This is a genomic window from Streptomyces sp. RLA123, from assembly GCF_056270165.1.
The window spans coordinates 3241821-3268198 of record NZ_JBWDOR010000003.1; the positions used below are offsets into that span (position 1 = coordinate 3241821).

24 protein-coding genes are annotated in these 26378 nt (G+C 72.8%); 13 read left to right on the forward strand and 11 right to left on the reverse strand.

Annotation, left to right across the window (positions count from 1 at the left end):
* Nucleotides 1–35: 35 nt before the first annotated feature.
* Nucleotides 36–1205: a xylose isomerase gene (xylA, locus tag RV983_RS14555; RefSeq protein ID WP_475986220.1), complete on the reverse strand. Its 1170-nt coding sequence runs from the start codon at nucleotides 1203–1205 to the stop codon at nucleotides 36–38.
* Between the two features lie 73 nt (nucleotides 1206–1278).
* On the opposite strand from xylA, the gene xylB reads away from it, so the two are divergent.
* The 4 genes from xylB (at nucleotide 1279) to RV983_RS14575 (ending at nucleotide 5657) form a co-directional block, all read left to right on the forward strand.
* On the forward strand, nucleotides 1279–2703 hold the full coding sequence (gene xylB, locus RV983_RS14560) for a xylulokinase (protein ID WP_475986221.1): 1425 nt from the start codon (nucleotides 1279–1281) through the stop codon (nucleotides 2701–2703).
* Nucleotides 2704–2824: 121 nt separating this feature from the next.
* The gene (locus tag RV983_RS14565; RefSeq protein WP_475986222.1) at nucleotides 2825–3415 is read left to right on the forward strand and encodes a helix-turn-helix domain-containing protein; all 591 of its coding nucleotides are present in this window, start codon (nucleotides 2825–2827) and stop codon (nucleotides 3413–3415) included.
* A 122-nt stretch (nucleotides 3416–3537) separates the two neighbouring features.
* A complete protein-coding gene (locus RV983_RS14570) occupies nucleotides 3538–4695 on the forward strand; it encodes an ROK family protein (RefSeq protein WP_475986223.1) in 1158 nt (385 codons plus the stop codon).
* A 188-nt stretch (nucleotides 4696–4883) separates the two neighbouring features.
* Nucleotides 4884–5657, forward strand: a complete 774-nt coding sequence (locus tag RV983_RS14575; RefSeq protein WP_475986224.1) for a prohibitin family protein — start codon at nucleotides 4884–4886, stop codon at nucleotides 5655–5657.
* A gap of 77 nt (nucleotides 5658–5734) precedes the next feature.
* Here the strand turns inward: RV983_RS14575 and RV983_RS14580 are convergent, their stop codons facing one another.
* Together RV983_RS14580 and RV983_RS14585 are read right to left on the reverse strand one after the other, a co-directional pair.
* A complete protein-coding gene (locus RV983_RS14580; protein WP_475986225.1) occupies nucleotides 5735–7021 on the reverse strand; it encodes a L,D-transpeptidase in 1287 nt (428 codons plus the stop codon).
* 231 nt (nucleotides 7022–7252) lie between these two features.
* A complete protein-coding gene (locus RV983_RS14585) occupies nucleotides 7253–7672 on the reverse strand; it encodes a hypothetical protein (RefSeq protein ID WP_475986226.1) in 420 nt (139 codons plus the stop codon).
* Nucleotides 7673–7858: 186 nt separating this feature from the next.
* Here RV983_RS14585 and RV983_RS14590 point away from each other — a divergent pair, with 186 nt between their 5' ends.
* Nucleotides 7859–8143: a hypothetical protein gene (locus RV983_RS14590; protein ID WP_475986227.1), complete on the forward strand. Its 285-nt coding sequence runs from the start codon at nucleotides 7859–7861 to the stop codon at nucleotides 8141–8143.
* Between the two features lie 10 nt (nucleotides 8144–8153).
* Here RV983_RS14590 and hutH read toward each other — a convergent pair whose 3' ends face one another.
* The 5 genes from hutH to RV983_RS14615 form a co-directional block, all read right to left on the reverse strand.
* Complete coding sequence (gene hutH / locus RV983_RS14595) at nucleotides 8154–9719, reverse strand: histidine ammonia-lyase (protein WP_475990326.1); 1566 nt, start codon at nucleotides 9717–9719, stop codon at nucleotides 8154–8156.
* Between the two features lie 299 nt (nucleotides 9720–10018).
* Nucleotides 10019–11173 (reverse strand): GGDEF domain-containing protein, encoded by a 1155-nt coding sequence (locus RV983_RS14600; RefSeq protein WP_475986228.1) that lies wholly within the window; start codon nucleotides 11171–11173, stop codon nucleotides 10019–10021.
* A gap of 97 nt (nucleotides 11174–11270) precedes the next feature.
* Entirely contained in the window at nucleotides 11271–12074 is an 804-nt protein-coding gene (locus RV983_RS14605) for an enoyl-CoA hydratase/isomerase family protein (RefSeq protein WP_475986229.1), read from the reverse strand.
* A 96-nt stretch (nucleotides 12075–12170) separates the two neighbouring features.
* Nucleotides 12171–13331 carry an adenylate/guanylate cyclase domain-containing protein gene (locus RV983_RS14610; RefSeq protein WP_475986230.1) on the reverse strand — a complete coding sequence of 387 codons (1161 nt, stop codon included), beginning with the start codon at nucleotides 13329–13331 and terminating at the stop codon, nucleotides 12171–12173.
* Nucleotides 13332–13419: 88 nt separating this feature from the next.
* Complete coding sequence (locus tag RV983_RS14615; protein ID WP_475986231.1) at nucleotides 13420–14262, reverse strand: biotin--[acetyl-CoA-carboxylase] ligase; 843 nt, start codon at nucleotides 14260–14262, stop codon at nucleotides 13420–13422.
* Nucleotides 14263–14404: 142 nt separating this feature from the next.
* Here RV983_RS14615 and RV983_RS14620 point away from each other — a divergent pair, with 142 nt between their 5' ends.
* The 4 genes from RV983_RS14620 to RV983_RS14635 all read left to right on the forward strand — a co-directional run bounded on the left by RV983_RS14620 (nucleotide 14405) and on the right by RV983_RS14635 (nucleotide 17067).
* Nucleotides 14405–15994, forward strand: coding sequence for an acyl-CoA carboxylase subunit beta (locus RV983_RS14620; protein WP_475986232.1), 1590 nt, complete (start codon nucleotides 14405–14407; stop codon nucleotides 15992–15994).
* A gap of 17 nt (nucleotides 15995–16011) precedes the next feature.
* Nucleotides 16012–16215 (forward strand): acyl-CoA carboxylase epsilon subunit, encoded by a 204-nt coding sequence (locus RV983_RS14625; protein WP_475990327.1) that lies wholly within the window; start codon nucleotides 16012–16014, stop codon nucleotides 16213–16215.
* Between the two features lie 89 nt (nucleotides 16216–16304).
* Entirely contained in the window at nucleotides 16305–16436 is a 132-nt protein-coding gene (gene mmpB, locus RV983_RS14630) for a morphogenic membrane protein MmpB (RefSeq protein WP_475986233.1), read from the forward strand.
* A 13-nt stretch (nucleotides 16437–16449) separates the two neighbouring features.
* Entirely contained in the window at nucleotides 16450–17067 is a 618-nt protein-coding gene (locus RV983_RS14635) for a Maf family protein (protein ID WP_475986234.1), read from the forward strand.
* Nucleotides 17068–17076: 9 nt separating this feature from the next.
* Here RV983_RS14635 and RV983_RS14640 read toward each other — a convergent pair whose 3' ends face one another.
* The gene (locus RV983_RS14640) at nucleotides 17077–17541 is read right to left on the reverse strand and encodes a hypothetical protein (RefSeq protein WP_475986235.1); all 465 of its coding nucleotides are present in this window, start codon (nucleotides 17539–17541) and stop codon (nucleotides 17077–17079) included.
* A 387-nt stretch (nucleotides 17542–17928) separates the two neighbouring features.
* Here RV983_RS14640 and RV983_RS14645 point away from each other — a divergent pair, with 387 nt between their 5' ends.
* Nucleotides 17929–19701 (forward strand): acetyl/propionyl/methylcrotonyl-CoA carboxylase subunit alpha, encoded by a 1773-nt coding sequence (locus RV983_RS14645; protein WP_475986236.1) that lies wholly within the window; start codon nucleotides 17929–17931, stop codon nucleotides 19699–19701.
* Nucleotides 19702–19775: 74 nt separating this feature from the next.
* Here RV983_RS14645 and RV983_RS14650 read toward each other — a convergent pair whose 3' ends face one another.
* Nucleotides 19776–20810 (reverse strand): DeoR/GlpR family DNA-binding transcription regulator, encoded by a 1035-nt coding sequence (locus RV983_RS14650; RefSeq protein ID WP_475986237.1) that lies wholly within the window; start codon nucleotides 20808–20810, stop codon nucleotides 19776–19778.
* Nucleotides 20811–20929: 119 nt separating this feature from the next.
* A complete protein-coding gene (locus RV983_RS14655) occupies nucleotides 20930–22378 on the reverse strand; it encodes an NAD(P)H-quinone dehydrogenase (RefSeq protein ID WP_475986238.1) in 1449 nt (482 codons plus the stop codon).
* A 93-nt stretch (nucleotides 22379–22471) separates the two neighbouring features.
* Here RV983_RS14655 and RV983_RS14660 point away from each other — a divergent pair, with 93 nt between their 5' ends.
* The 3 genes from RV983_RS14660 to RV983_RS14670 all read left to right on the forward strand — a co-directional run bounded on the left by RV983_RS14660 (nucleotide 22472) and on the right by RV983_RS14670 (nucleotide 25916).
* On the forward strand, nucleotides 22472–22909 hold the full coding sequence (locus RV983_RS14660; protein WP_475986239.1) for a gamma-glutamylcyclotransferase family protein: 438 nt from the start codon (nucleotides 22472–22474) through the stop codon (nucleotides 22907–22909).
* Nucleotides 22910–23091: 182 nt separating this feature from the next.
* On the forward strand, nucleotides 23092–23925 hold the full coding sequence (locus RV983_RS14665; RefSeq protein WP_475986240.1) for a purine-nucleoside phosphorylase: 834 nt from the start codon (nucleotides 23092–23094) through the stop codon (nucleotides 23923–23925).
* A gap of 284 nt (nucleotides 23926–24209) precedes the next feature.
* The gene (locus tag RV983_RS14670; protein ID WP_475986241.1) at nucleotides 24210–25916 is read left to right on the forward strand and encodes a phospho-sugar mutase; all 1707 of its coding nucleotides are present in this window, start codon (nucleotides 24210–24212) and stop codon (nucleotides 25914–25916) included.
* Nucleotides 25917–26378: the final 462 nt, after the last annotated feature.

Sequence of the window (26378 nt, forward strand, 5' to 3'; positions counted from 1 at the left end):
TGTTTATGCGGCCCGGGGGCCGCGGTCCGACCGGCTCAGCGGGCGCCGAGCAGGTGGTTCATCGCCAGCTGGTCGAGCTGCTCGAAGGCGAACCCGCGCTGCGCGGCGGCCTCGACGTCGAAGTCCTCGAAGGCGGTGCGGTCGGCGAGGAAGCCGGCCAGGGTCTCGCCCTCGGCGAGGGTCGACTGCGCGAGCTGGTCCAGGCGCGAGGCCTTCAGCGCCTCCTGCACGGCCGGGTCGGCGCGGAACGCGGCGGCCCGGTCCTTGAGGATGAGGTAGTTGCGCATGCAGCCCTCGGCGGAGGCCCACACGCCGCCGAAGTCCTCGGTCCGCGGGGGCTTGAAGTCGAAGTGGCGCGGGCCCTCGTAGCCGGCCGTCTCCAGCAGGTCGACCAGCCAGAACGCGGAGCGCAGGTCGCCGGCGCCGAAGCGCAGGTCCTGGTCGTACTTGATGCCGGACTGACCGTTGAGGTCGATGTGGAAGAGCTTGCCGTGCCACAGCGCCTGGGCGATGCCGTGCGGGAAGTTCAGCCCGGCCATCTGCTCGTGGCCGACCTCGGGGTTGAGGCCGACGAGCTCGGGGTGCGCCAGCTCGTTGATGAAGGCGAGCGCGTGGCCGACGGTCGGCAGCAGGATGTCGCCGCGGGGCTCGTTCGGCTTGGGCTCGATGGCGAAGCGCAGGTCGTAGCCCTGCTCGAGGACGTACTCGCCCAGCAGGTCGAAGGCCTCCTTGAAGCGGTCCAGGGCGACCCGCACGTCCTTGGCGGCACCGGACTCGGCGCCCTCGCGGCCGCCCCAGGCGACGTAGACCTTGGCGCCGAGCTCGGCGGCGAGGTCGATGTTGCGGATGGTCTTGCGGAGCGCGTAGCGGCGCACGTCGCGGTCGTTGGAGGTGAAGGCACCGTCCTTGAAGACCGGGTGGGTGAAGAGGTTGGTGGTGGCCATCGGCACCTTCAGGCCGGTGGCGTCCAGCGCCTGGCGGAAGCGCTTGATGTGGCCCTCGCGGGCGGTGTCGTCCGACCCGAAGGGGATCAGGTCGTCATCGTGGAACGTGACGCCGTACGCGCCGAGCTCCGCCAGGCGGGTCACGCTCTCGACCGGGTCGAGCGCGGGGCGGGTGGCGTCGCCGAAGGGGTCACGGCCCTGCCAGCCCACGGTCCAGAGACCGAAGGTGAACTTGTCGTCGGGGGTGGGGGTGAAACTCATCGCGGCGGCTCCTATTCGTAAGACCGTTGAACAAATTAATATGCGAACGCCGCTTTGTGAAGGGAGCCGCAGCATGAGCCGCGACATGGGGCACGGAACGATCGCACTGGGTGTGGACAGCTCCACGCAGTCCACCAAGGTGCTGGCAGTCGAGGTAGAGACCGGAAAGGTGCTGGCCAGGGGCCAGGCACGGCATGTGGTGAGCGAGGGCGAGGGACGCGAGACCGACCCCGAGGTGTGGTGGAGAGCACTCGGCGAGGCGCTCGCCCAGCTCGGCCCGTACGCCGCGGAGGCCGGCGCGATCTCCGTCGGCGGGCAGCAGCACGGCCTGGTCGTGCTGGACGCGGACGGCAAGCCGCTGCGCCCCGCGCTGCTCTGGAACGATGTGCGCTCCGCGCCGCAGGCCGCCGCCCTGGTCGAGAAGCACGGCGCCGCCTGGTGGGCGGAGCGCTTCGGCAGCGTGCCCGGCACGAGCTTCACCGTCACCAAGTGGGCCTGGCTCGCCGAGCACGAGCCGGAGGCCGCCAAGGCCGCGGCGGCCGTGCGGCTGCCCCACGACTTCCTCACCGAACGGCTGAGCGGCGCAGCCGTCACCGACCGGGGCGACGCCTCCGGCACCGGCTGGTGGGCCACCGACACCGAGGCGTACGACGAGGCGATGCTGGCCTCGATCGGCCTGGACCCGGCCCTCCTGCCCCGCGTCCTGGGCCCCGGCGAGCGGGCCGGCGCCGTCCTGCCGGGCCTGCCGCTGCGCGAGGGCGCCCTGGTCGCCGCGGGCACCGGCGACAACGCCGCCGCAGCCCTCGGCCTCGGTCTCGCCGCGGGCCAGCCGGCGCTCAGCCTCGGCACCTCCGGCACCGTCTACACCCCCTCGGCGGCCCGTCCCGCCGACCCGACGGGCATCGTGGCCGGCTTCGCCGGCGGCCACGGCGGCTGGCTGCCGCTGGCCTGCACCCTCAACTGCACGCTCGCGGTCGACAAGGTCGCGGCGCTGCTCTCGCTGGACCGGGAAGCGGTCGCCCCGGGCGGCTCCACCGTGCTGCTGCCGTTCCTCGACGGCGAGCGCACCCCCAACCTCCCGTACGCCTCCGGGCTGCTGACCGGGCTGCGGCACGACACCACGCCGGGGCAGATTCTCCAGGCCGCCTACGACGGCGCCGCGTACGCCCTGCTCAGCGCGCTCGACCAGGTCCTCGCGGTCGACGGCACCCCCTCCGACGCCCCCCTGCTGCTGATCGGCGGCGGCGCCCGGGGCACCGCCTGGCGGGAGACGGTGCGCCGGCTGTCCGGCCGCGCGGTAGGCGTCCCGGTGGCCGACGAGCTCGTCGCCCTCGGCGCGGCGGCCCAGGCGGCGGCCCTGCTGACGGGCGAGACCCCGCAGGAGATCGCCCGCCGCTGGAACACCGCGCAGGGCCCGTCGTACGACCCGGTCCCGCGCGACGAGGAGTCCCTCGGCCGCATCGGGGCGGAGCTGTCGCGGGCCTTCGGGGTGAAGTGAGCGGTCCCTGGCGGCCGGGCCCGCGCGGAACGTCCTTCCGCGCGGGCCGCACCGGTGCGGGAGACGCTCGCCACCCTGCACGGCCTTGACAAGATCGCTTGGCGGAACGGCAAATGGAGGCATGGCAGACGACGACATCCCCGGGGTGCTGTCCGGCGTCGGACCCCGGCTGCGGGCCCTGCGGCGGGAGCGGGGCGTCACGCTCGCACAGCTCGGCGAGACCACCGGGATCTCGTCGAGCACTCTGTCGCGGCTGGAGTCCGGGCAGCGCAAACCGACGCTGGAACTGCTGCTGCCGCTGGCGAAGACGTACGGCGTACCGCTGGACGAACTGGTGGGAGCGCCGCCGACCGGGGACCCCCGCGTCCATCCGCGCCCCGTCACCCGGCACGGGCAGACCTTCGTGCCGCTCACCCGCTATCTGGGCGGGCTGCACGCGTACAAGATGATCATCCAGCCGCCCCAGGACCCGGCGGTCCGGCCCGAGCAGGGGCGGCACGAAGGGTACGAGTGGGTCTACGTGCTGTCCGGACGGCTGCGGCTGGCCCTCGGCGACCACGATCTGGTGCTGACCGCGGGCGAGGCCGCCGAGTTCGACACCCGCACCCCGCACGGCTTCGCCAACGCGGGGCAGCAGCCCGTGGAGTTCCTGAGTCTCTTCGGTGCCCAGGGCGAGCGGATGCACGTACGGGCCCGTCCGGCGGGCGATTGACCGGGCAGCGGGGCGTGCACGTGCGGGACAGAACGGCCTTCATCAGACAGCAGTCATCGAGCACCGAGCATCGGACGAGAGGGGATCGGCACGTGGCGGAGGGCCCGGGATCGCAGGCGGGCGTGCGGAGGCGGAATCTGGCCCTGGTGGCCCATGCCGTGGCCGAGCACCGCGAGATGTCGCGGGCCGCGGTGGCCGCGGAGGTCGGGCTGACCCGTGCGACGGTCTCGACGCTGGTGGACGAATTGCTGGCGGCCGGGCTGCTGGTGGAGCTCGGCACCCAGCGCCCCGGCACGGTCGGCCGGCCCGGCACGGCGCTCGCCCTCAGCGACACCGGCCCGGTGGGCCTGGGCGCCGAGGTCGGCGTCGACCACCTGGCGGTCTGCGCGATCGACCTGCGCGGTACCGTCCGCGCCCGGGCCCGCGTCGAGGCCGCCAACCGCGGCCGTACGGCCTCGGAAGTCCTCCGCGAACTGGCCACCCTCGTACAGGAGGTGACGGCGGAGGTGCACGGCAGCGGGCTGTTCCCCGCCGGGCTCACGGTCGCCGTCCCCGGGCTGGTCGGGCGCGACCGGCGGCAGGTGACGCGCGCCCCCAACCTCGACTGGGAGGACGTGCCGGCCGCGGAGTTCTTCGACGGCCTCACCCCCACCGCGACGCTGGTCGACAACGAGGCCAACCTCGGCGCCCTGGCGGAGCTGTGGCTCGGCGGCCACGAGGGCGTCACGGACTTCGTGCACGTCTCGGCCGAGATCGGCATCGGCGCCGCGCTCGTCATCGACGGCCGGCTGTTCCGCGGCGCCCGCGGCTTCGCCGGGGAACTGGGCCACGTACCGGTGTTCCCCAACGGCCCCCACTGCTCGTGCGGCTCCCGGGGCTGCCTGGAGCAGTACGCGGGCGAGGAGGCGGTGCTGCGGGCCGCCGGGATCGGCCCCGACCGGCTGGACGCTCTCAAGGCCCTGCACACCGCGGCCGCCGGGAACGACCCGGCGGCGCTGAAGGCGCTGGCCGCGGCCGGGCAGGCGTTCGGCATCGCGCTGAGCGGAGCGGTGAACCTGCTGGACCCGCAGGCCGTCGTGCTGGGCGGCACCCTGGCCGCGCTCGCCCCGTGGCTGCGCGGGGCGCTGGTGCGGGAGCTGGACCGCCGCGTGACGGACCGCCAGTGGCCCGCGGACGCGGTCCTGGTCTCCCGGCTGGGCCGCGAGGGCGTCCTGCTGGGCGCGGCCTACAGCGTCGTGCGCGACGTCCTGGACGACCCCCAGCAATTGCGAACCCCCTAGACGCCGAGGCCCGTTACGATGCGCTGCGCGCCGCACGGGGAGGTGGCGCGGATCGTCGTCGTCCCAGGGGGATTTCCGTGTTCGTGCTGTGCATTCTGCTGCTGATCGCGGCCGTCGTGCTGTTCCTCGTCGGCCGCGGCCGCACGGGGGGCTGAAAGCTGGGCGCCGCGCTCAGCGCCCTCGCCGGCGTGCTGGCGGGCGTCTTCGCCTGCGTCCACGTCGTGAGCGCCTACGAGGTCGGCGTGCCGGTGACCTTCGGCAAAATAGGCTCGCCCATGACCTCCGGCATCCACTTCACGTCCCCGTTCACCGGCATCACCTCCTTCTCCACCCGCCCGGCGGACCTCAACCTCTACGACAAGGACGTCGTCGAGGTCCGTTCCTCGCAGGGCGGTGTGCTGTACGCGGACGTCACGGTGAAGTGGGCCGTGGTGCCCGGCAAGGCCGTCGCCCTCTTCCGGCTGGCGGGCAACGAGGAGGCCATCCAGGAGCGCCTGGTCGTGCCGGACAGCCGGGAGATCATCCGCAACGTCTTCGCCGAGCACACCAGCGAGGAGGGCTACGCCTCCGCCCGCGAGGACATCGGCAGGGAGATCGACTCCCTGATCAAGGAGCGCCTCGCGCCGCGCGGCATCGACATCACCGCCGTCAACCTGCGCAATGTGCGGCCCTCCGACCAGTTGCAGACGCAGATCGACAAGAAGATCCAGCAGCAGCAGGCCACCGAGCGGGCGGTCGAGGCGGCGCGCACGGCCAAGGCCGAGGCCGAGCGCAAGCGGATCGAGGCGGAGGGCATCGCCCGCGCCAACAAGATCATCACGGGCTCGCTGAACGACAAGGTGCTCTACAACCAGTGCCTGGAGGCCTACAAGGAGGCCGCCAAGGCCCACCCGGTCTACGCGGTCCCCTGCGGCACGAACGGCAACGGCGCCCCCGTCATCGTGGACGGCTCCAAGGACTGACCCGCACACGCGCAGGGGCCCGGAACCACAACGGTTCCGGGCCCCTGCGCGTGCTCTTGGGCAAAGCCCTCCGAGAATCAGACCGCGCTGCCGGCCTTCCAGTCGGCCCAGCTCATGTTCCAGCCGTTGAGCCCGTTGGCCGGGTCGACGGTCTTGTCCTTGGAGTTCTTCACGATCACGACGTCGCCGACGATCGAGTTGGTGTAGAACCAGTACGCGTCGGTGGCGGTGTCCTTGGCGCCCTTGGTGTCGTTCAGGCCCACGCAGCCATGGCTGGTGTTGACGTGACCGAACACGTAGTCCGAGCCCCAGTAGTTGCCGTGGATGAACGTGCCGGACGTGGTCAGGCGGATGGCGTGCGGCACGTCCTTGATGTCGTACTCGCCCTTGCCGTCGTCGTCGGTGAAGCCGACGGTCGCACCGTTCATCCGGGTCTCGGTGAACTTCTCGGACATCACCATCTGGCCGTTGTAGGTGGTGTGCTCGTCCGAGCCCGCCGAGATCGGGACGTTCTTGATGACCTTGCCGTCGCGGACGACCTTCATCTGGTGGGTCGAGGCGTCGACCGTGGAGACCTGGCTGCGGCCGATCTTGAAGGAGACCGTCTTCTCCTGGACGCCGTAGACGCCGTCGGCACCCTCGACACCGTCCAGGTTCAGCTTGACCGTGACGGTGGAGCCGGCGGTCCAGTAGTTCTGGGGGCGGAAGTCCAGGCGGGTGCCGTTGAACCAGTGGCCGACGACCGGCTGGCCGCTGCTGGAGGACACCGTGATCCCGGACTGGACGGCCTTCTTGTCCGTGATGGCCTTGTTGAAGTTGATCGACACCGGCATGCCCACGCCGACGGTCTGGCCGTCCTCGGGGGTGTAGTAGCCGATGAAGCTGTGCGCGGCCGAGACGGTGGTGAAGGTCGAGTTCTCCGTCGCCTTGCGGCCCTTCGCGTCCTCCGCCTTGGCGACGATCGTGTACTTGGTGGCGCGCTCCAGCGGCGCGTTCGGCGCCCAACTCGCTCCGTCGGCGGAGATCGTTCCCTCGACCTCCTTGCCGTCCGCGGCCGTGGTCATCGTCACGGCGCTCAGCTTGCCCTCGGTGACGGAGACCTTGGAGCCGGAGTTGATGCTGACGTTGTCGGCACCGGTCTTGGGCGTGATGGCTATTCGGGCGTCGGAGGCGTCCTTCGCCGCGGCGTCGTCCACCGACGCCTGGGACTTGACGGTGTTATCGGTGCCGGCGTCCGCCTTGTCCCCCCCGCAGGCGGTCAGGGTGATCGCGCCGACGGCCAGCAGAGCTATCGCTGCCAGCTCTGCCCCCCGCTTGCGGGAGGGGCGCGGGTCGTTGGCTGTGCCGGTCTCGGCGCGCTTCACACGAATCTCCAATGTCTTCGGTACGCGATCCCCCAGCCCGCGGCTACGCGAGCCGCGGACCTCATTCGAGCCTCAGTCGTACTCTCGGGAACTGCCAGGGTCTTAGGTCCGTTCCTCCACGCCGCAGAGTGTGGGGAACAACACCAACGCGTTGCCCACAGCAGCTCATGCGGAACCCCGGACCCGATGTCGGGCCCGGGGCCTGTGAGGCACGCGCATATCAAGACGTGTTCAGCGGCCGCGCGGTTCCTTCCCCTCCGCATCGGCGTCGTCGGCGCTCTCGTCGTCGGCGTCGGCGTCGGCGTCGTCCTCTTCGTCGGCGGACACGTCGTCGTAGAGGTCCCACTCATCGGAGTCGGGGTCGTACTCGGTGTGAGCGCAGGACCAGGACGCCTGGACCATCTCGATCCCCGGCACGCTCGTGACCAGGTCGAACGGGTCGACCAGGTAGGCCAGCGCCTCCGACTCGTCCTGGCGGACCGAGGACTCCGCGTGCTGCCGCTCGCCGTCGGGCATGTACTCGTCGCCGCCGAGCTGGTCGAGCGCGGCATCCGTCAGCTCGTCGGTCCCCGTGATCTCCAGGACCAGCTCGACCTGGAGCCGCACGTAACGCGGCCCGCTCTCCCCGATGGGGATGTCAGTAGTGCTCATGTGGCGCAGCGTATGCTCGCGCGGCCCGCCGAGGGGGGAGGCACCCGGATCCGGGCGGCAGGATACCCGCGGGAGCGGCGCGCAGGTTGCGGAAGGGGGCGTTCCAGGTTCGAACTTCCCTCCGCACCCCTTGTCTCACTAACATCGGGCTCCACGGTCAAGTCACCGCATCCGCTGGGGGATCCATTGACCTCGTACCGCTCTCCCGCCTACGTCGCCGTCACCGCGGCGGCCGTACTCGGTGCGCTCTACTTCGTGCCGAACGCGTCCGCCAACCCGGAGCACACGACGACGACGGCTGCCGAGGTGTCCACGACGACCTCCACCACCGCGTCCGGCGGTGACGGGGGACAGCAGCTCGCGGACACCGGCAGCGTCGACACCACGCCGTACCTGATCGGCGGCACCGCGTTCCTCGGCATGGGCGCGGCGCTCGTGATCCATGCGAGCCGCCGCGCCCGCGGCTACTGACCGGCCGGTCTCAGGCGAGCGGCCCGGTCGCCGACTCGGCCGCCGCCACCAGGGCACCGCTGCGAACGAACTCGTACGCGGCGGCCAGGTCCGGCGCCAGGAAGCGGTCCGGGCCCGGGCCGGTCACATCCGCCTCACGCGCCGCCTTCAGCACCGCCTGTGACGCGGGCGCGGGCACCAGCACCTCGCTGCCCTGCACGCGCATCTCGATCGCCCGGGACGCGGCGACCAGCTCGATCGCCACGATGCGGGCCAGGTTGTCCACCGCCTGCCGCAGCTTCCGCCCGGCCGACCAGCCCATCGAGACGTGGTCCTCCTGCATCGCCGAGGACGGGATGGAGTCCACCGAGGCCGGGACCGCGAGCCGCTTGTTCTCGCTGACGAGCGCGGCCTGCGTGTACTGAGCGATCATCAGGCCCGAGTCCACGCCCGGATCGTCGGCCAGGAAGGCGGGCAGGCCGTGCGAACGGCTCTTGTCCAGCAGCCGGTCGGTGCGCCGTTCCGCTATCGAGCCGAGGTCCGCGGCCGCGATGGCCAGGAAGTCCAGCACGTAGGCCACGGGAGCGCCGTGGAAGTTCCCGTTGGACTCCAGCCGCCCCTCGGAGCCCTCGTCCCCGAACACCACCACGGGGTTGTCGACGGCCGAGGCCAGCTCGCGTTCCGCGACGGTCAGCGCGTGCGCGACGGTGTCGCGGCCCGCGCCGGCCACCTGCGGGGCGCAGCGGATCGAGTACGCGTCCTGCACGCGCGGCGCGTCGTCCTGGTGGTGCCCGGTGAGCCCGGACCCTGCGAGCACCCGCCGCATGTTGCCTGCGCTGGCGGCCTGGCCGGGGTGCGGGCGGATCGCGTGCAGTTCGGGGGCGAGCACCTTGTCGGTGCCGAGCAGCGCCTCCAGGGACAGCGCGGCGGTGACATCGGCGGAGGTGAACAGCAGGCGCAGGTCGTCGAGGGCCATCACGAGCATGCCGAGCATGCCGTCGGTGCCGTTGATGAGGGCCAGGCCCTCCTTCTCGCGCAGCTCGACGGGCTCGATGCCGTGCTCGGCCAGCAGCTCGGGGACGGGGCGCACGACGCCGTCGGGACCCTCCGCCTCGCCCTCGCCCATGAGCACCAGCGCGCAGTGCGCGAGCGGGGCCAGGTCGCCGGAGCAGCCCAGCGAGCCGTACTCGTGGACCACGGGGGTGATGCCCGCGTTGAGCAGAGCGGCCATCGTCTCGGCGACGACGGGACGCACTCCGGTCCGGCCGGAGGCGAGCGTCTTCAGCCGCAGGAACATCAGCGCGCGGATGACCTCGCGCTCCACTCGCGGCCCCATGCCGGCCGCGTGCGAGCGCACCAGGCTGCGCTGGAGCTGGGCGCGCAGCTCGGGGCTGATGTGCCGCACCGCCAGCGCGCCGAAGCCGGTGGACACGCCGTAGACGGGCTCCGGCTTGGCCGCCAGCGCGTCCACGACGGCGCGCGCCGCGGCGATCCCGGCCAGCGCCTCCGCCGACAGCTCCACGCGCGCGCCGCCGCGGGCGACAGCCAGCACATCCTCCACCGTGGCCCCGTGGGCCCCGATCACCACGTTATGCATACCCATATTCACGCACCCTACGGACTGAATCGCGAGCTGTCACGTGTCCGGTTTCCGACCTCACGGCGAAGCGCCGCGACCGGCGCGAGGCCTCTCGACCGCGTCCGGGCCGGCCCCTGCCGCCGACGTGGCCCCGGCCGCCGGAGGGCGGACGCCCCGACTCCCGCCGCCGGCGAGCGCCCACGCCGTGGCCCGCGGGCCGGTCGGCAAGCCGGACCACCGGCTCCCCCAGCACCGTGTCACACCGCACACGGACGGCACCTGACGGCGCAACCGGGACGACACCGGCACCGTCCCCGCTAGTCCCGGCCGCGGAAGCGCCGGCGCTCCACGTCGTGGCCCGCGGGCTGGTCGGCGAGCCGGACCACCGGGTCCTCCGGCGCCCCGCGGCCCGCCACGACCGGCTCGATGGAGTGCAGCGCCTTCGCCCGGTACTGGGCGGCGTCCGCCAGCCGGAACAGCCGCCGCGCCGAGGTGACCTGCCCGATCTCCGCGTCCGTCGAGGCCACCCCGACCGCGACCCCGTCGCCCAGGCCCAGCCACTTGGTCCGTACGCACAGCTCCTCGGCGACCCGGACCACGTCCTCGGCCCCGTGCCCCACCGACAGCAGGCAGAACTCGTCGCCTCCCAGCCGGGCCACCAGGCTCTCCGCCAGCGCCGCGCCGCAGAGCGAGAGCACCGAGCCGAAGCCGACCAGCAGGCGGTCGCCGACCGCGTGCCCGAGCTGGTCGTTGACCCGTTTGAGGCCGTTGAGGTCGCAGACCACCAGGCTGACCGGGGTCCCGTCGGCGCGGTGCCGCTCCAGGGCCTCCTCCAGGCGCTGGTCCACCGCGCGCCGGTTGGCCAGCCCCGTCAGCGGGTCGGTGAAGGCCAGCCGCCGCACTTCCGCCAGCCGCTCGGTCTGCGCGATCCCGGCGGCGGTGAGCGCGGCCAGAACGGTGGCGAACTCCGTGTCGTCCCGGTCGAAGACCGGCCGTCCGGCCGCCCGGGCGACGTACAGCTCGCCCCAGGCGAGCCCGTGCAGCAGGATCGGCGCGATCACGCAGGAGGATCGGCCGCGCCGGCGCAGCATGGCGACGCGCTGGTGGCAGTAGGCGCCGGTTCGGTCGCCGGCCGGGCCGTCCGCCGTCTCGACCCAGGCGTGCGGCTCACCGCCGTCCGTCCACCGGCCGTGCAGGAACTCCACGATCTCGGGGAAGTCGGCGACCGAGTAGACCTCCTCGGCCGGCTGTGCCTCCTCGTCGGGCGCGAGGTCGCCGTCGTTCACCAGGACCCGCAGCCGCCCGCGGTCGCGCTCCCACCGGGAGACCGCCGCCATGGTGCCGCCGAGGGCGACCCTCGCGGCGGTCGCGGCGGCGACGACCGCTTCCATGGGCGACTTCGCCGCGGCCACCGCCCGCGCCAGCTCGGCGACGGCGCGCAGCCGCACGTCCCCGCCGCCGGTGCCGTTCATGCGCCCGTCTCCTGTCGCCGCACTTTTTACCAGTTTGCGACGTTTACCGGATCGCGCGCGCTCCAAGCCCGCCCGGCACGGCCGTTTCCCGCGCCAATCACTCCCCCGGCCACACCGGGTCGCGCTTCTCGTTGAACGCCGCCACACCCTCGGCCCGGTCCCCGGAGAAGGCGACCGTGCGCCAGGCCGCGTCCTCCACGTCCAGTCCGGTGCGCAGGTCCGTGCCCTGGCCGAGGCGCAGCGCCCGCTTGGCGGCCCACAGCCCCACCGGGGAGTTCCGGGCCATCCGGGCGGCCAGCGCCAGCGCCTCGGCACCGTCCTGGCCCTCCTCGGCGAGGACGTCCACCAGGCCGAGCGCGAGCGCCTCCGCGGCCGGTACCCGCCGCCCCGTGAAGATCAGCTGCGCCGCGCGGGCGGCGCCGACCCGGCGCGGGAGCAACTGCGTGCCGCCGCCTCCGGGGATCACGCCGACCGAGACCTCGGGCAGCCCGACGACGGCCGTCGGGTCCGCGACGATCACGTCGCACGCCAGCGCCAGTTCGTAGCCGCCGCCCAGCGCGAAGCCGTGCACGGCGGCCACCGAGGGCATCGGCAGCTCCAGCACGGCGGTGTAGGCGGCCCGGGTGTGCGGACGCTGCCTCATCAGGTCGGCGTCGGAGAAGGAGTTGCGCTCCTTGAGGTCGGCACCCACACAGAAGGCCCGCTCATGGGTGGAGCTCAGCACGGCCACGCTCACCGACCGGTCGGCGGCCAGGGCGGCGCAGGCCTCGGTGATCGCCCGCGCCATCTCCGTGGAGACGGCGTTCATGGCCTTCGGCCGGTCGAGCACCAACTCGGCGACCCGCCCCGCGTCACCGTGCCGGCGGACCGCCACCCACTCACCAAACCGCTGCTCGGACATTGCCCCACGCACCCTTCGGGTCGGCCGTTAACGATCGTGAACCAACCCGAGCAGGGTAGGGGGCCCGCCCCGCAGGCGAAAGCGCCCCCGGCCCGCTCAGCTCCCGCGCCGGGCCAGCAGCCAGGGCTCCACGACGCCGAGACCGCGCACCGGCCGCCGCCACATCGGCTGCAGCGCGAACCGGTACTTCTCGTCCGACCCGGGCTCGATCCCCGCCTCCGACTCGGGCGCCTCGCCACCGGCGACCAGCGCCTGCGCGAGCTCCCCGTCCACGAGCACCGCGTCCCGGGGCGCTATCGAGGTCAGCCGGCTCGCCAGGTTCACCGTCGTGCCGAAGACGTCGCCCATGCGCGTGGTGACCGTGCCGAAGGCGATGCCGACGCGCAGCGCGGGCATCGTCTCGTCGCCGTTCATCGTCTCGATCAGCCGCATGCCGATCTCCGCGGCGGTACCCGGGTCGTCGGCGATGAACAGCACTTCGTCACCGAGGGTCTTGACCAGCCGTCCGCCGTGCGCGGCGACCTGGTCGGCGGCCGTGGTCTCGAAGGCCTCGACCAGTTCGCCGAGTTCCTCCTCCTCCAGCCGCCGGGTCAGCCGGGTGAAGCCGACGAGGTCGGCGAAGCCGACGGCGAGCCGCCGGTCGACGGCCTCCTCGTCGTCGGAGCGCACGACCCGGCTGGTGGCGGCGGCCAACTGCCGCCGCCAGACGTACGTCAGGAACTCCTCCAGCTCCGGCAGCAGCAGTTCGACCAGCGGATAGGCCACCTCGGCCCGGGTCAGGCCGGGCTCGGGCGGCTCGGTCAGCTCCTCCAGGAAGGAGTCGGTCTGCCACTCGGCGAGCCGCGCGGTGGTCTGACCCGTGGAGCGGGCGACCTGGATGGCGGTGTTCTCGCTGATCAGACCGGCCTCGACCAGGCCCGCCAGGCGGCGCAGCGCGAGCACGTCGGCCTCGGTCAGGGCCCGTGCCTGGCCGATGTCGGCGAAGCCCATGGCCCGCCAGAAGCGCGCCGCCAGGTCCATGGAGACACCGGCGCTGCGGGCTGCCTGGAACGGCGTGTAGAGCCGCTCGGCGCCCATGATCAGAGCCTCCAGGCGGAGCGCGATGGGGTCCTCGTCCGGACCGGGCACCCCAGCCTCTGGATCGTCCTCCGGCTCGGCTTCCGGCTCGTCGTCGGGTGCGGAGCCCTCGGGCCCGCTCTCCGGCTCCCGGTCCGGTCCGTCGTGCGACGGGAGGTCGCTCGCGTCGTCCACGGTCACCGCCCGCCCCCTCCAGGGTCCCTGCACTGGCCTTCCCGCACGCCTGCCGGCGGCTTCCGGACCAACCATACGACAGGTGTGGCCTGGCTCACTCTCCCGCCGGCCGCACATGGACGACGTCACCGGCGGCGACCGCCTGCTCGCCCGCGTCGGTGGCGACGACCAGGCGTCCGTCGTCGTCCACGGCGACCGCCCGGCCGGTCACCTCGGCGCCCCCGGGGAGCACCGCGCGCACCGTGCGGCCCAGGGTCGTGCAGCCGGCGGCGTACGCCTGCTGCAGCCGGGAGGCGGCCGGATCGCCTTCCGCGCCCAGCCACTCGCCGTACCAGTCGGCCAGGGACCGCAGTACGGCGCGCAGCAGCGGATCGCGGTCGGTGACCTTGGCCCCGGCGAGCGCCAGGGAGCCGGCGGCGGGCACCGGCAGCTCGTCCTCGCGCAGGGTCACATTGAGCCCGATGCCCAGGACCACCGCGTCGTCGCCCACCCGCTCGGCGAGGATGCCGCCGGTCTTGCGCTCCTCGCCGTCGATGGTCACCAGCACGTCGTTGGGCCACTTCAGGCCCGTGTCGACGCCCGCCGTGCGTGCGACGGCGGTGGCCGTTGCGACCCCGGCGAGCAGCGGCAGCCAGCCCCAGCGGTGGACGGGGGCCGCGGTCGGCCGCAGCAGGACGGAGAAGAACAGCCCGGAGCGGGCCGGCGCCTGCCACTGGCGGTCCAGCCGGCCGCGGCCCGCCGTCTGCTCCTCGGCGACCAGCACCGCGCCCTCGGGCGCGCCCTCGCGGGCGCGGGCGCCCAGGTCGCTGTTGGTGGAGCCGGTGGACTCGACGAGGTCGACGGAGGTCCACCGGCTGTCCGGGGTGACGATCGCCTTGCGCAGGGCCGTCACGTTGAGCGGCGGGCGGTCGAGGTCGGACCAGCGGTTCGATGTCATGTGTCCCAGCCTAGGAGCAGGGGTGTGGCCAACGCCGCACTGACCGGGCAGCATCCGCGCGGTTACGCTACGGAAACAGAATTACTCGCCAGTCACGTCACACCCTCAGATCCACCCGACGGGAACAGGAGAGCCGCCTCCCATGGCTGAGCCGGAGTACGACATCCACACGACCGCGGGGAAACTCGCGGATCTGCGCCGCCGAACCGAGGAGGCGACGCACGCAGGCTCGGCGCGCGCGGTGGAGAAGCAGCACGCGAAGGGCAAGCTGACGGCCCGTGAGCGTATCGAACTGCTGCTGGACGAGAACTCGTTCGTGGAGCTCGACGAGCTCGCGCGGCACCGCTCGACCAACTTCGGCCTGGAGAAGAACCGCCCCTACGGCGACGGTGTCGTCACCGGCTACGGCACCGTCGACGGACGCCCGGTCGCGGTGTTCTCGCAGGACTTCACGGTGTTCGGCGGGGCGCTCGGCGAGGTCTACGGCGAGAAGATCGTCAAGGTCATGGACTGGGCGCTGAAGACCGGCTGCCCGATGATCGGCATCAACGACTCCGGTGGCGCCCGCATCCAGGAGGGCGTGACCTCCCTCGGCCTGTACGGCGAGATCTTCCGCCGCAACACCCACGCCTCCGGCGTGATCCCGCAGATCTCGCTGATCATGGGCCCCTGCGCGGGCGGCGCCGTGTACTCCCCCGCCATCACCGACTTCGTGGTGATGGTCGACCAGACCTCGCACATGTTCATCACGGGACCGGACGTCATCAAGACCGTCACCGGCGAGGACGTCGGCTTCGAGGAGCTCGGCGGCGCCCGCTCGCACAACTCGGTCTCGGGCAACGCGCACCACATGGCGGGCGACGAGAAGGACGCCATCGAGTACGTCAAGGCGCTGCTGTCCTACCTGCCGTCCAACAACCTCCAGGAGGCGCCCGCCTACCCCCAGGAGGCGGACCTGGAGGTCAGCGCCGAGGACCTGGAACTCGACGCGCTGATCCCGGACTCGGCGAACCAGCCGTACGACATGCACCAGGTCATCGAACACGTCCTGGACGACGGCGAGTTCCTGGAGACGCAGTCGCTGTTCGCCCCGAACGTCATCACCGGCTTCGGCCGCGTCGAGGGCAGCCCGGTCGGCGTCGTCGCCAACCAGCCGATGCAGTTCGCCGGCTGCCTGGACATCGACGCCGGCGAGAAGGCGGCACGCTTCGTCCGCACCTGCGACAGCTTCAACGTCCCGGTCATCACCTTCGTCGACGTCCCCGGCTTCCTGCCGGGCACCGACCAGGAGTGGAACGGCATCATCCGGCGCGGCGCCAAGCTGATCTACGCGTACGCCGAGGCCACCGTGCCGCTGATCACCGTCATCACCCGCAAGGCGTTCGGCGGCGCCTACGACGTCATGGGCTCCAAGCACCTGGGCGCCGACCTCAACCTGGCGTGGCCGACCGCCCAGATCGCCGTCATGGGCGCCCAGGGCGCGGTCAACATCCTGCACCGCCGCACGCTCGCCGAGGCCGGTTCGCCGGAGGAGGCCGAGTCGCTGCGCGCGGAGCTGATGCGGGAGTACGAGGACACGCTGCTGAACCCGTATGTCGCGGCGGAGCGCGGCTACGTCGACGCGGTGATCATGCCCTCGGAGACCCGTATGCACCTGGTGAAGGGGCTGCGGACGCTGCGGAACAAGCGCGAGAGCCTGCCGCCGAAGAAGCACGGCAACATCCCGCTGTAAGGAGTGTGCCCACAATGATGATCAAGGTCGAACGGGGCAACCCGACCCCGGAGGAACTGGCGGCCGTCGTCGCCCTCGTCCAAGCGCGGGCCGCGGCCGCACCGGGCCCTGCCGACGGCCCGCGACGGGCCGACGAGTGGGCCGCCCCCGCGCGCAACGTGCCGTCCCGGGCGCTGCGCCCGGCACCCGCCGCCTGGCGTGCCACGTACTGGCCGCACTGAGCGGCCCGCGGCCCGCGTCCGCGGCGTACCGCCCGCGCCTGAGTATCCGTACTCAGGCGCGGGCACCGCGCGCGGCGCACCCTGGACGGATGCTGTGGTCCGACCCGTCCGACGAACCCCCCGAGGAGATGCGGCAGGCCCAGGCGATGATGCGCCGGGCGATGCTCGTGATCGCCGTCGCCGTCCCCGTCATCACGGCCCTGGTGGCCTGGCGCTGCTGACTACCATGACGGCATGACCGACAGCCGCATCGCCCGCACCCGCCCGCTCGTCCTCGCCTCCGCCTCACCGGCGCGGCTCGGACTGCTCAGGGACGCCGGACTCGACCCGCGGGTCGTCGTCAGCGGCGTGGACGAGGAGGCCGTCACCGCCGGCAGCCCCGCCGAACTCGCCCTGGTGCTGGCCGAGGCCAAGGCCGCCGCGGTCGCCGCGGGGCTCTCCGGCGACGAGGTGGTCATCGGCTGCGACTCCGTACTGGAGCTGGACGGCCAGGCTCTCGGCAAGCCCTCCGACGCGGAGGACGCCACCGCCCGCTGGAAGTCCATGCGCGGCCGTTCCGGCGTGCTCCGTACCGGACACTGCGTCATCGACCTGTCCCAGGGCGGCCGCCGGGTGTCGGCCACCGGCTCCACCACGGTCCGCTTCGGCACCCCGGACGACGACGAGATCGCCGCCTACGTCGCGTCGGGCGAGCCGCTGAAGGTGGCCGGGGCGTTCACGCTCGACGGGCGCTCGGCCCCGTTCGTCGACGGCATCGAGGGCGACTCCGGCAATGTCATCGGGCTGTCGCTGCCGCTGCTGCGCCGGCTCTTCGCGGACCTCGGTCTGCGCATCACCGACTTCTGGGTCTGAGACCGGTCCTCAGACCGCCGCGGGCGCCACGGGAGGCGGCGGGGGCGTGCTCCCGCCCGGCTCCTGGACGGCTGGGGCCGCCGGGGCCGCCGGGGCCGCGTCACCGGCGAACAGGACCAGGCTGAGCACCACCAGCCCCATGATCACCACCAGCCCCACGAACGCCGCCCAGCCCACCGGCGCGGCCAGCCCGGCGGCGAGCACGCCGTGGGTGACGGCACAGACGATCAGCAGGACGCCGCCGAGGCGCCCGGGGGCGCGGTCCCGGAGGGCGGCGCGGGCGAGGACGATCGCGCAGCCGATGAGGAAGAGCGCCATCACCACGCCGGCCGCCCACGCGCCGGCCGCCATGGCACTGGGCTTCAGCCCGCCGAGCGACATCTGCTGGTGCTCCACGGCGATGCCCATCACCCAGTTGACGACGGCGAAGCCGAACGCCTCCAGGACGAGCACCACAGCCGTTGTCGCGGCCACACTCCTGCGCACTGCACGCCCCCTGTCCCTGACCGGATTACCGCCGGTATCACGTAGGGCGCACGCTACTAACGGGTAGGAGTTGCGGCAAGGGTTTCGTCACCACCACCCGTATGGGGCGCCACTCCGGCAAAGATTTCCCCGGGCCTTCGTGGAGTTCCCACAAAACCAACACCCCGTCGGCCACGGTGGAGGCTGGTGACCCGGCCCACACCCCAGGGCCCCAAGCACCGGTATGAATAGGGATTTACCGTGGGAAGCCACGGCATCCGAGCCCCCCGCGGGGACCCGTGTCACCCTCCGTGTGGGCAAGCTCACCCCCAGGGGCGCCTCGGCACGAAGTGTCGCCAGTACCTAAACTCTGCTTGTTTCAAGGAGGGAGCCATCGTGCGCAAGGTCCTCATCGCCAACCGCGGTGAAATCGCAGTCCGCGTCGCCCGTGCCTGCCGTGATGCCGGGATCGCCAGTGTGGCCGTCTACGCGGAGCCGGACCGGGACGCGCTGCATGTGCGCGTGGCCGATGAGGCGTACGCGCTGGGCGGTGACACTCCGGCCACCAGTTACCTGGACATGTCCAAGGTGCTGGCGGCCGCTGCCGAAGCCGGGGCGGACGCCGTCCACCCGGGGTACGGCTTCCTGTCGGAGAACGCCGACTTCGCCCAGGCGGTCCTCGACGCGGGCCTGACCTGGATCGGCCCGCCGCCGCAGGCGATCCGCGACCTGGGTGACAAGGTCGCCGCCCGGCACATCGCGCAGCGCGCCGGCGCGCCGCTGGTGGCCGGCACCCCCGACCCGGTCTCCGGGTCGGACGAGGTCGTCGCCTTCGCGCGCGAGAACGGCCTGCCGATCGCCATCAAGGCCGCCTTCGGCGGCGGCGGACGCGGCCTGAAGGTCGCCCGCACGCTGGAGGAGGTCCCGGAGCTCTACGAATCCGCGGTGCGCGAGGCGGTCGCCGCCTTCGGGCGCGGCGAGTGCTTCGTCGAGCGCTACCTGGACAAGCCCCGGCACGTGGAGACCCAGTGCCTGGCCGACCAGTACGGCAACGTGGTCGTCGTCTCGACCCGTGACTGCTCGCTGCAGCGCCGCCACCAAAAGCTCGTGGAGGAGGCGCCCGCGCCCTTCCTGACCCCCGAGCAGAACGAGCAGCTCTACCGCGCCTCCAAGGCCATCCTCAAGGAGGCCGGCTACGTCGGCGCGGGCACCTGCGAGTTCCTGGTCGGCACCGACGGCACGATCTCCTTCCTGGAGGTCAACACCCGTCTCCAGGTCGAGCACCCGGTCACCGAGGAGGTCACCGGCATCGACCTGGTCCGCGAGATGTTCCGGATCGCCGACGGCGAGAAGCTCGGCTACGACGACCCGCCGATGCGCGGTCACTCCTTCGAGTTCCGCATCAACGGCGAGGACCCGGGCCGCAACTTCCTGCCGGCCCCCGGCACCGTCACGCGGTTCGACAGCCCGTCCGGCCCGGGCGTGCGCCTGGACGCGGGCGTGGAGGCCGGCAGTGTCATCGGCCCCGCGTGGGACTCGCTGCTGGCCAAGCTGATCGTCACCGGCGCCACCCGGCAGCAGGCGCTGCAGCGCGCCGCCCGCGCCCTGGCGGAGTTCCAGGTCGACGGCATGGCCACCGCCCTCCCGTTCCACCGCGCGGTGGTCGCCGACCCGGCGTTCGCCCCCGAGGTGCACGGCGGGAAGGGTCCGTTCACGGTCCACACCCGGTGGATCGAGACGGAGTTCGCCAACGAGATCCCGCCCTTCACCGCCCTCACCGACGGCGAGGAGTCCGACGAGTCGGGCCGTGAGACCGTCGTGGTCGAGGTCGGCGGCAAGCGCCTGGAGGTCTCCCTCCCGGCCTCGCTGGGCATGACCCTGGCCCGTACGGCGGCCGCCGGCGGCGCCCGCCCCAAGCGGCGCACCGCGAAGAAGGCCGGCTCCGCCGCCTCCGGCGACAGCCTCGCCTCGCCGATGCAGGGCACCATCGTGAAGGTGGCCGTCGAGGAGGGCCAGGAGGTCAAGGAGGGCGACCTGGTCGTCGTCCTGGAGGCGATGAAGATGGAGCAGCCGCTCAACGCGCACCGCTCCGGCACCATCAAGGGCCTGACCGCCGAGGTCGGCTCCTCGGTCTCCTCCGGCGCGCTGATCTGCGAGATCAAGGACTGATCCGCTCCTGGCGGCACAGTACGCACGGCACCGCACGCGGGCCCCGGCCGACGATCGGCCGGGGCCCGCGGTGGTCAGCGGCGGCGGGGTGCCAGGTCCGCGATCCGCGCGGCCTGCTGCTCCCCGGCCAGTTGGGCGGTGCGCAGCGGGGACATGCTCCCTGCGACGCCTCCGGCCGACTGGCCGGCGGCCCGGGCGCGCGGCTCACCGGGTGGGGCCGCGCTGCCACCGGAGTAGCCCGCCTGGGGGTGCTGGTGGCGACGGGGGCCCGGCACGGGCGGCATCTCCCGCCGCTGCCGCCCGTGGGGCATCCCGCCGTCCACACCGTCGGTCGACGCCACCGCGACCTGCACACCGCGGTCCGCCAGCGCCTGGAGCTCGGTCGCCGCACGGTCGTCGCCCGCGGGCGGCGCGTCGGTGACCAGATGGGTGATCAGATCCGTGGGCACGGTCTGGAACATGGTGTCCGTGCCCAGCTTGGTGTGGTCGGCCAGCACCACGACTTCCGCGGCCGCCTGGACCAGGGCCCGGTCGACGCTCGCGGAGAGCATGTTCGAGGTGGACAGGCCGCGTTCGGCGCTGAGGCCGGCCCCGGACAGGAACGCCCGGGAGACCCGCAGCCCTTGCAGGGACTGCTCGGCGCCGCTGCCGACCAGCGCGTAGTTGGACCCGCGGAGCGTGCCGCCGGTCATGACGACCTCGACCCGGTTGGCATGCGCCAACGCCTGCGCCACGAGCAGGGAATTGGTGACGACGGTCAGCCCCGGCACCCGGGCGAGCCGGCGTGCCAGCTCCTGGGTGGTGGTACCGGCACCGACGACAATGGCCTCGCCCTCCTCGACGAGACCGGCCGCGAGATCGGCGATCGCCGTCTTCTCCGCGGTCGATAGATGGGATTTCTGCGGAAAGCCGGACTCCCTGGTGAAGCCCCCCGGCAGCACCGCACCGCCGTGCCGGCGGTCGAGCAGTCCTTCTGCCTCCAGCGCCCGCACGTCACGCCGTACGGTCACTTCCGAGGTCTGGACGACGCGGGCGAGCTCACGGAGGGAAACCGCTCCGTTGGCGCGCACCATTTCGAGGATCAATTGGCGACGTTCTGCTGCGAACACGAAACTGACAGTAACGCCAATGACCGTCTGCTATCAGCAGTTTGCACCGATTAACAGAAGTTGTTCGTGAAGTCGGACGGCGCGTGCTATACGGAAAGCTGCGGTGCCGTGCCCCGCGGTTACAGCTCCCCCGCGGCCTTCCGGGTCGCCAACTGCCGTGCGGCCTCCGCGATGGAGCCCGACAGCGACGGATAGACCGTGAAGGTGTTCGCCATCTGCTCCACGGTCAGATTGTTGTCGACCGCGATCGAGATGGGGTGGATCAGCTCGCTCGCGCGCAGCGACACGACCACGCCGCCGACCACGATCCCGGTGCCCGGACGGCAGAAGAGCTTCACGAAGCCGTCCCGGATGCCCTGCATCTTCGCGCGCGGGTTGCGCAGCAGCGGCAGCTTCAGGACGCGGGCGTCGATGACGCCGGCGTCGACGTCGGACTGCGTGTAGCCGACGGTGGCGATCTCGGGGTCCGTGAAGACGTTCGAGGAGACCGCCTTGAGGTTGAGCGGGCCGACCGTCTCGCCGAGGAAGTGGTACATCGCGATCCGGCCCTGCATGGCGGCGACCGACGCGAGCGCGAAGATGCCGGTGACGTCGCCGGCCGCGTACACGCCCGGGGCGGAGGTGCGGGAGACCTTGTCGGTCCAGATGTGGCCGGACTCCTTGACCTTGACCCCGGCCCCCTCCAGGCCCATGTCGGAGCTGTTGGGTATGGCGCCGACCGCCATGAGGCAGTGGCTGCCGGTGATGACCCGGCCGTCGGAGAGGGTGACCTCGACGCGGTCGCCCACCCGCTTGGCGGACTCGGCGCGGGAGCGGGCCATGACGTTCATGCCGCGGCGGCGGAAGACGTCCTCCAGGACGGCGGCGGCGTCCGGGTCCTCGCCGGGCAGGACGCGGTCGCGGGAGGAGACGAGTGTCACCTTGGAGCCGAGCGCCTGGTACGCGCCGGCGAACTCGGCGCCGGTCACGCCGGAGCCGACCACGATGAGCTCCTCGGGGAGCTCGTCCAGGTCGTACACCTGCGTCCAGTTGAGGATGCGCTCACCGTCCGGCAGCGCGTCGGGGAGCTCGCGGGGCCGGCCGCCGGTGGCGATGAGCACGGCGTCGGCGGTGAGGGTCTCGGTCGTGCCGTCGGCGGCCGTCACGACGACCTTGCGGGAGCCGTCGATGGCCTGCATGCCCTCGAGCCGGCCGCGGCCGCGCAGGACACGGGCGCCGGCGCGGGTGACGGAGGCGGCGATGTCGTGCGACTGGGCGAGCGCGAGACGCTTCACACGCCGGTTGACCTTGCCGAGGTCGACGCCGACGACCCGGGCCGCCTGCTCGACGTGCGGCGTGTCGTCCGCCACGATGATGCCCAGTTCCTCGTACGACGAGTCGAAGGTGGTCATCACCTCGGCCGTCGCGATCAGGGTCTTCGACGGTACGCAGTCGGTGAGCACCGACGCCCCGCCCAGACCGTCGCAGTCGACGACGGTCACCTCCGCGCCCAGCTGGCTGGCCACGAGGGCCGCTTCGTATCCGCCGGGTCCGCCACCAATGATCACGATCCGAGTCACGTGCTCCATTGTCCCGCACGCGCCAAGTGATCACCTACGCGGCCCCGCGGCCCGGCCGTCGTGGTCGGGTGGCCGGGGTCCCTCTGTCGTACTCTCGTCACCATGTCGCTCTACGCCGCGTACGCCGGCAACCTCGACGCGCGGCTGATGACCCGCCGCGCCCCGCACTCGCCGCTGCGCGGAACCGGCTGGCTCGACGGCTGGCGCCTGACCTTCGGCGGCGAGCAGATGGGCTGGGAGGGCGCGATCGCCACCCTGGTGGAGGACCCGCTGCACCAGGTCTTCGTCGGGCTCTACGACATCGCGCCGGTCGACGACGAGTCGCTGGACCGCTGGGAGGGCATCCCCCTCGGCATCTACCGCCGCCACCAGGTCCGCGCGCACACCCTGGACGGCGACGTGACGGCGTGGATCTACGTCCTCAACGACTACGAGGGCGGTCTCCCCTCCGCCCGCTACCTCGGTGAGCTGGCCGACGCCGCCGAGTCCGCGGGCGCGCCCCACGACTACGTCATGGAACTCCGCAAGCGCCCCTGCTGACCGCCGGGGCACGCACCGGGGCCGGGCGGGGACGAACACGCGGCGATCCTCGTAGGAAGCGCTCACCACGGGACGCCGCGGACGGCACAACGCGACCGTCAATCGTCGGATCCTCCGAAGTTTCGCAGACCGTGACCTGAGACGTCTACGCGCGTAGGAGATAACCGGCTACCCTCATCGGCGTGAACTCTTCCGCACATCCCACCGCAGCCCGCTCTCCGCTGGGCGACCCGTACGCCGCCGCCACGGAGGCCGCCGCTCGCCTGCGCGAGCTCACCGGCGACGAGACCCACGACGTCGCCCTGGTGATGGGCTCCGGCTGGGTGCCGGCCGCCGACCGGCTCGGCGAGGCCGAGTACGAGTTCGCGATCACCGAGCTGCCGGGCTTCCCCCCGCCGGCCGTCGCCGGCCACTCCGGCAAGGTGCGCTCGGTGCGGATGGGCGACCGGCGGGCGCTGGTGTTCCTGGGCCGCAACCACTTCTACGAGGGTCACGGCGTGGCCACCGTGGTGCACGGAGTGCGCACCGCCGTCGCCGCCGGCTGCAAGACCGTCGTGCTCACCAACGGCTGCGGCGGGCTGCGCCCCACCTACCGGCCCGGCCAGGCCGTGCTCATCAGCGACCACATCAACATGACGGCCACCTCGCCGATCGTCGGCGCCAACTTCGTGGACCTCACCGACCTGTACTCGCCGCGGCTGCGCGCGCTGTGCAAGGAGGTCGACCCCTCCCTGGAGGAGGGCGTCTACGTCCAGCTCCCCGGCCCGCACTACGAGACGCCTGCCGAGATCAACATGGTCCGCACCATCGGCGGCGACCTGGTCGGCATGTCCACCGCGCTGGAGGCCATCGCGGCCCGCGAGGCGGGCGCCGAGGTGCTCGGCATCTCCCTGGTCACCAACCTGGCCGCGGGCATGACCGGCGAGCCCCTCAACCACGAGGAGGTCCTCGAGGCCGGCCGCGACTCCACCGCCCGCATGGGTGCCCTCCTCGCCCAGGTGCTGGAGCGGATCTGACCGTCCGGCGGGAGGCCGGCCACCGGGCGGAACCGGGGCGCGGAGACCCCGCCCGCCGGTACGCGCCTCCGGCGCCCGGCCCACCTGGTTAGGGAACCGGCGGGCGCGGGGAGGTAACCCCGGTAACCCACTGTCCCCCGGCACGCGCCGCCCCCACCCGGGCCGCCGCCCGCCGGACGGTCCCGGCACGCCCGCCCGCCCCGCGCGGCAGGCACGCCGGCCCCGAGACCGGCCACCGCGCGGCGGAGGCGGCACCGACGACCGAGACATCGCAGGAGCATCACGTGGCAAGCGCAAGCAGCAGCGCAGAGCTGATCCGGCAGGCCCGCACCTGGCTGGCCGAGGACCCCGACCCGGACACCCGGGACGAGCTGGAGGTGCTGCTCGCCTCCGCCGAGGCCGGCGACCAGGACGCGCTGGACGACCTGGCGGACCGTTTCGCGGGCACCTTGCAGTTCGGCACCGCCGGCCTGCGCGGCGAGGTCGGCGCGGGCCCGATGCGGATGAACCGCTCGGTCGTCATCCGGGCGGCCGCGGGCCTGGCCGCGTATCTGAAGGCGCAGGGCCAGGGCGACGGGCTGGTCGTCGTCGGCTACGACGCCCGCCACAAGTCGTACGACTTCGCGCGCGACACCGCCGCCGTCATGGTGGGCGCCGGGCTGCGCGCCGCCCTGCTGTCCCGGCCGCTGCCCACGCCCGTGCTCGCCTTCGCCGTACGCCACCTCGGCGCGGCCGCGGGCGTCATGGTGACGGCGAGCCACAACCCGCCCCAGGACAACGGCTACAAGGTCTACCTCGGCGACGGCTCGCAGATCGTGCCGCCGGCCGACTCCGGCATCGCCGCCGAGATCGCCGCGATCGGCCCGCTCTCGGACGTGCCGCTCGCCGGTGACGGCTGGCAGGTGTACGGCGACGAGGTCGTCGAGGCCTACCTGGATCGGGTCGCCTCGGTGGTGGACCGGCACTCCCCGCGGGACCTGTCCGTCGTCTACACCCCGCTGCACGGCGTCGGCCGCGACACACTGACCGCCGCCTTCACGCGGGCCGGTTTCGCCGCCCCGCACGTCGTCGCCGAACAGGCCGAGCCCGACGCGGACTTCCCGACCGTCGCCTTCCCCAACCCCGAGGAGCCGGGGGCGATGGACCTGTCCTTCGCCGCCGCCCGCGCGCTCGCGCCGGGCGTCGACACCGACATCATCATCGCCAACGACCCCGACGCCGACCGCTGCGCCGTCGCCGTCCCTGACCGCGGCGCCGAGGCCGGCTGGCGGATGCTGCGCGGCGACGAGGTCGGCGCGCTGCTCGCCACGCATCTGGTCCACCAGCGCGCCGCCGGCACCTTCGCGGCGAGCATCGTCTCCTCCTCACTGCTCTCCCGCATCGCCGCCCGGGCGGGCCTGGACTACACCGACACCCTGACGGGCTTCAAGTGGATCTCCCGGGTGGAGGGCCTGCGGTACGGCTACGAGGAGGCCCTCGGCTACTGCGTGGACCCCGGGGGCGTCCGAGACAAGGACGGCATCAGCGCGGCCCTCGCCGTCGCCGAACTCGCCGCCGAACTCAAGGCCAAGGGCCGCACGCTCTCCGACCTCCTGGACGACATCGCCCTGGAGTACGGCCTGCACGCGACCGACCAGCTCTCGGTGCGGGTCGCCGACCTCGGCCTCATCGGCGACGCCATGACCCGGCTGCGGGAGCGGCCGCCGACCTCCCTTGCGGGGCTGGCCGTGACAACCGCCGAGGACCTCACCCAGGGCACCGAGGACCTGCCCCCGACCGACGGCCTGCGCTACCACCTGGCCGGCGCCGGCCCCGTCGAGGCGGCCCGCGTCATCGTCCGCCCCAGCGGGACCGAGCCCAAGCTCAAGTGCTACCTGGAGGTCGTCCTCCCGGTCCCGGGCGGCGCCGAGACCCTCGCGGCCACCCGCACGCGCGCGGCCGAGGTCCTGTCCGCGCTGAAGACCGACCTCGCGGCGGCCGCCGGCATCTGAGCCTCCCTCCGCTGACGGAGCGACACGGCCGCACGCCGCCGCATCGCTCCGTCGGCGGGCGGTCCGTGGCCGGGGGTGCCCCACGCCCGCGAAAGTGATCCAGCACGTGCCGTCGGCGGTGTCCACCGGATACCGGATACGACCACCGCCGGTGACGTCGATCTGCCACTGCTCGCGGGTCCGCCCGCGGTGAGTGCCGTGTGCCAGGCTGCCCTTGTGCCGGTGGTGCCGGGACGTCTCGGCGGACGGCCGGGGATGCGTAGGCACGCTGAACCATGCACGGCAGGTGTTCCCGCGGGCCTGCCGGGCCGGGCTCTCCCGTCCCCTGGCCGAGGCCCGTCCGCGTCCGCGAAGCGGACCTCCCACTGGCCTTCCGGCGCCGGAGGTGCCGCCCGGTCGCCACGACCGGCCGCCATGTGGTGTCCCGCGGATCGGGTACCGCACCGCAGTCCGCGTCGTGAT